Annotated in this window: 1 protein-coding gene; it reads left to right on the top strand. The window is 76.2% G+C overall.

The features are described 5' to 3' along the window. Positions 1–184 precede the first annotated feature (184 nt). On the top strand, positions 185–4,723 hold the full coding sequence (locus tag LCD33_RS12160) for an SDR family NAD(P)-dependent oxidoreductase (RefSeq protein ID WP_224977861.1): 4,539 nt from the start codon (positions 185–187) through the stop codon (positions 4,721–4,723). Positions 4,724–4,808 lie beyond the last annotated feature (85 nt).

The following is a 4,808-nucleotide window of genomic DNA, read 5'->3' as shown; positions in this document are numbered from 1 at the left end:
CCGCGGTCAGCGCCGGGGGGCCCCGGGCCGCGGCGCGGGCGGCCCCCCCCCCCCCCCCCGGGCGGGGCGCCCCCCCCCGCGCCCCGGGCCCCCCCCCGGGGGGGCGCGCGGGACGGGCACGACCACGACCGGACGAGCCGACGCGGGCCGCAGCGGCACCGGTGCTGAGACGGAGACGACTTCGATGGACCACGGAACCGATGACCACGACATCGCCATCATCGGCACCTCGCTGCGCCTGCCCGGCTCGCGGACGATGGACGAGTTCTGGGGACACCTGGCCGCGGGACGCTCGCTGATCAGCGAGGTCCCGGAGCGGCGCTGGCGCAAGGAGGACCACCTCGGCGACCCGCGCCGCGAGTTCAACAAGACCAGCTGCGCCTGGGGCGGGTTCGTCGACGACGTGGACTGCTTCGACGCCGAGTTCTTCCAGATCTCCCCGCGCGAAGCGCAATCCATGGACCCGCAGCAGCGGATGGCCCTCGAACTCAGCTGGCACGCGGTGGAGGACGCCGGGTACCGGGCGGACCGGCTCGCCGGCTCGGCGACCGGGGTGTTCATGGGCGTGTGCCACTGGGACTACGCGGAACTCGTCGAGCAGGAGGTCGCCGAGGTCGACGCCTATTACCCGACGGGCGCGGCGTACGCGATCATCGCGAACCGCGTCTCGCACCACTTCGACTTCCGCGGGCCCAGCGTCGTCAACGACACCGCCTGCGCGAGTTCGCTGGTCGCGGTGCAGCAGGGCGTGCAGGCGCTGCTGGCCGGGGACTGCGAGTACGCGCTGGCGGGCGGGGTGAACCTGACCTGGTCGGCACGCCACTTCATCGCGTTCGCCAAGGCCGGGATGCTCTCCCCGGACGGGAAGTGCCGCGCGTTCGACGCCGGCGCCAACGGGTACGTGCGCGGCGAGGGCGGCGGCGTGGTGCTGCTCAAGCGGGCCGCGGACGCGCGGCGCGACGGCGACCCGGTGCACGCGGTGATCAAGGGCATCGGCAGCAACCACGGCGGGCGCACCAGCTCGCTGACCGTCACCAACCCGGACGCGCAGGCCGAGCTGATCAGCGGCATCTACCGGCGGGCGGGCGTCGCGCCGGAGACGGTGAGCTACGTGGAGACGCACGGCCCGGGCACCCCGGTCGGCGATCCGATCGAGATCCGCGGGCTGAAGAAGGCGTTCGCCGACCTGCGCGGCGGTGCCGAGACCCCCGCCGAGCACCGCTGCGGCGTCGGCTCGGTGAAGACGAACATCGGCCACCTGGAAGGTGCCGCCGGCATCGCCGGGATGCTCAAGGTGATCCTCGCGATGCGGCACCGGCAGCTGCCGGGGACGGTGCACTTCCGCAAGCTCAACCCGCTGATCAAGCTCGCGGGCAGCCCGCTGCACGTCGTCGCCGAGCTCACCGACTGGGACCTGCCCGGACCGCTGCGGGCGGGGGTGAGCTCGTTCGGCTTCGGCGGCACCAACGCGCACGTGCTGCTCGAATCCGGCGCGATCGTCCCCGCCGACGAGGAGGCGCTGGGCGAGTGGTGGCTGCCGGTGTCCGCGCGCGACGAGCAACGGCTGCGGGCGAGCTGCGCGGTGCTCGCGGACTGGGTGCGGCGGCGGGTCGAGCGGGGCGAGCGGCCCGCGCTCGCCGACATCGCCCGCACCCTGCGCGACGGCCGGGTGCCGATGGCCGAACGCGCCGCGTTCCGCGCGGCCGACCTGGAGACCTGGGCGGACCAGCTGGAATCCCTCGCCGCCGGGGAACGCCCTGCCGGGTGCGAGCGCGGCCGCGCGGGCGAGGACGTGCCCGCCGGGCTGGACGCCGAGGACCTCGGTGAGCTCGGCGCGCGCTGGCTGGAGCAGGGGCGGTACGACAAGTTCGCCGCCGCCTGGGCCACCGGGCTGCCGGTGGACTGGTCGCAGTGGCCGGCGCAGGGGCGGCGGCTGCACCTGCCGGGCTACGCGTTCGCCCGCACCCCGCACTGGTTCACGCCCACCGCACCGTCGAACCTGAGCCCGCGGCCCGTCGAAGCCCCGGCCCCGGCGGTGTCCGAGAGCACCGCGCCCGAGACCGCCGCGCCCGAGACCGCCGCGCTGGGTGCCGGGGAGCGCTCCGGCGAGGACTGGACCTTCCCGGTGCGCTTCGACGACACCCAGGGCTACGTGCGCGACCACGTCGTCGGCGGCACCCGCATCGTGCCGGGCGTGGCCGTCCTGGACCTGGTGCTGGCCGCCGCGCGGGCCGCGGGGCACCGGACGCCGCGGGTGCGCAACGCGGTGTGGATCCGCCCGCTGGCCGTCGGGCCGGACGGCCTGGACGCCCGGCTGCGGCTGACCCCCGGCGGCGACGGGCACGACTACGCGCTCGCCGACGCGGCGGGCGAACCGTACGCGAGCGGCCGCGTCGAACCCGGTGCGGACGCGGCGGAATCGGTGGACCTGGCCGAGCTGCGCGCACGGCACCCCCGGGAGCTGGCCGCCGACGCCGGGTACGCGGCGCTGCGGACCAGCGGCATCGAGCACGGGCCCGCGCTGCGCGCGCTGACCTCGGTGCGCACCGGCCCGGACGGGGTGCTGGCGGAGCTGCGGCTGCCCGCAGCGGCGGCGCCCGGGCCGCGGCTGCATCCCGCGATCCTGGACAGCGCGCTGCTCGCCGCCCTCGCGGTCGGCGGCCCGGACGGCGGCTGGCGGGAACCGTCGGCGCCCGCGGTGCCGTTCGCGCTGGACGAGCTCACCGCACCCGCCGCGACCAGCAGCACCGCGCACGCGTGGCTGCGCCCGGCCGCGGGCGCGCGCGGGCGCGGCAAGGTGGACGTGGACCTGTTCGACGAGTCCGGCCGGTTGTGCGCCCGGTTCACCGGCTACACCGCCCGCCCCCTCGGCGGCGCACCGGCCGCGGAACCCCAGCATGACCTGCTGGAGGTCACCGGAGCCTGGATCGACGAACCGGCCGCGGCGGAGGGACCGGCCGGTCCGGTGGTGGTGCTCAACGCCGCCCTGGACGAGGACCTGGTGGCCGCGAGCGCCGCCCGGCTCGGCGCGGACGTGCTGCCGCTACCGGTGCCGGTCGGGGCCACCGATGCCGCCGCGATGCGCGCCGCGTTCGAGAGCTGCTACGGCCACCTGCAACGGCTCGGCGGCAAGGGCCGGGTGCTGGTGGTGGCGCCGGGCGAACCGGACTCGCCGGTGTTCGGCCCGCTGGCGGCGCTGCTCAAGACCGCGCGGCTGGAGGATCCCGCGTTCCGCGGCACGCTGGTGCTGCTCGACGGCTTCGACCCGCGCGACGCGGCCCGCTTCGAGCGCGTCGTGCACACCGAGGCCGCCACCGAGGACGCCGAGGTCGCGCACACCCGCGACGGGCGGCGGCTGCGTCACGGCACCACCGAGATCCCGGCCGGTGCGGCGGGGGAGAGCCTGCTGCGCACCGGCGGCGTCTACTGGATCACCGGCGGCGCCGGGGGAATCGGGCGGTTGCTCGCCGAGCACCTGTGCCTCCGGTACGCGGCGACCGTCGTGGTCAGCGGCCGCTCCGAGCAGGGGCCGCCCCAGCCGCACGAGCGGGTGCACTACGTGCGGGCCGACGTCACCGACGCCGCGAGCGTCCGGGATGCGGTCCGCACCATCCGCGCCGAGCACGGGCGCCTGGACGGCGTGTTCCACGCGGCCGGGGTGCTCGACGACGGCTACCTCGCCACCAAACCCCTCGCGAGCACCGCCGCCGTGCTCGCCCCGAAGGTCGACGGCACCGCGCACCTGGCGGCCGCCACCGACGACCTCGACCTGGACTTCCTGCTGCTGTTCGGTTCCGTCGCGGGCGCCTTCGGCGGCGCCGCGCAGGCCGACTACGCCGCCGCCAACGCCCACCTGGACGCGTTCGCGCTGCGGCGGCAGGCCACCGGCGCCGAGACCCGCGTGCTGGACTGGCCGCTGTGGGCCGACGGCGGGATGCGGATGGACGCCGCCACCGCCGCCTACCTGCGCAAGCGCACCGGCACCGTGCCGCTGCCCACCGAGGCCGGTCTCGCCGCCGTGGAGCGGGCGCTGCGCGCGGGAGCACCGGTGCGGCGCGTCGTGCTGCACGGCGAACGCGCGAAGCTGCGGGTGTACGCGGGGCTGGACCGGCCGGTCGCGGCGGTCCCGGCGACGACCTCGGCCCTGGCCGCCGTCGAGCTCGACGACGCGGAGCTGGCCGAGCGGGCCCAGGACTTCCTGCGCGCGGTGTTCGCGGAGGTCACCCGGCAGGACCCGGACGGCATCCTGGCGGACGAGAAGCTGGAGCACTACGGCATCGACTCCATCGCGATCGTCGACCTCACCAGCACCCTGGAGGACTCGTTCGGCTCGCTGCCGAAGACGCTGTTCTTCGAGCACGTGGACCTGCGCGGGGTGGCGGAGTACTTCGTCGCCGAGCACCGGACGCGGCTGCTGGAACTCGTCGCCCCGGTCGAGTCCGCGGTGGAGGTGAGGGACGAGACCGCTGCCGCGGGATCTGATGGCGCTGGGCCGCAAGGGAGTCCGGTGCTGGAGCCGACCGTGGCGGCGACGACCACCACGATCCCGGCCACTCCGGCCGCTGCGATTCCAGCCACCGCCGGAACTTCGGCTACCGCGACACCGGCTGCGGCCGGAAGTTCGTCCGCTGCACCGACTTCGGCCGTCGCCGCCACCCCTGCCACCACCGCGACCTCTGCCGCCACCACGACCCCGCGCCCCGCCGACCCCGCCCCGATGTAAGGGGCGGGGGACGTCCGGAGGGCGGACCGGTCCGCCGAGCGACCACCGCGTCGCACCGTGTCCGCTGCCCGTTTTCCCGCCGCGG

This window comes from Saccharopolyspora sp. 7B, from assembly GCF_020177435.1.
GTDB classification, from domain to species: domain Bacteria; phylum Actinomycetota; class Actinomycetes; order Mycobacteriales; family Pseudonocardiaceae; genus Saccharopolyspora_C; species Saccharopolyspora_C gregorii.
This window is presented reverse-complemented; position numbering and strand designations above follow the sequence as displayed.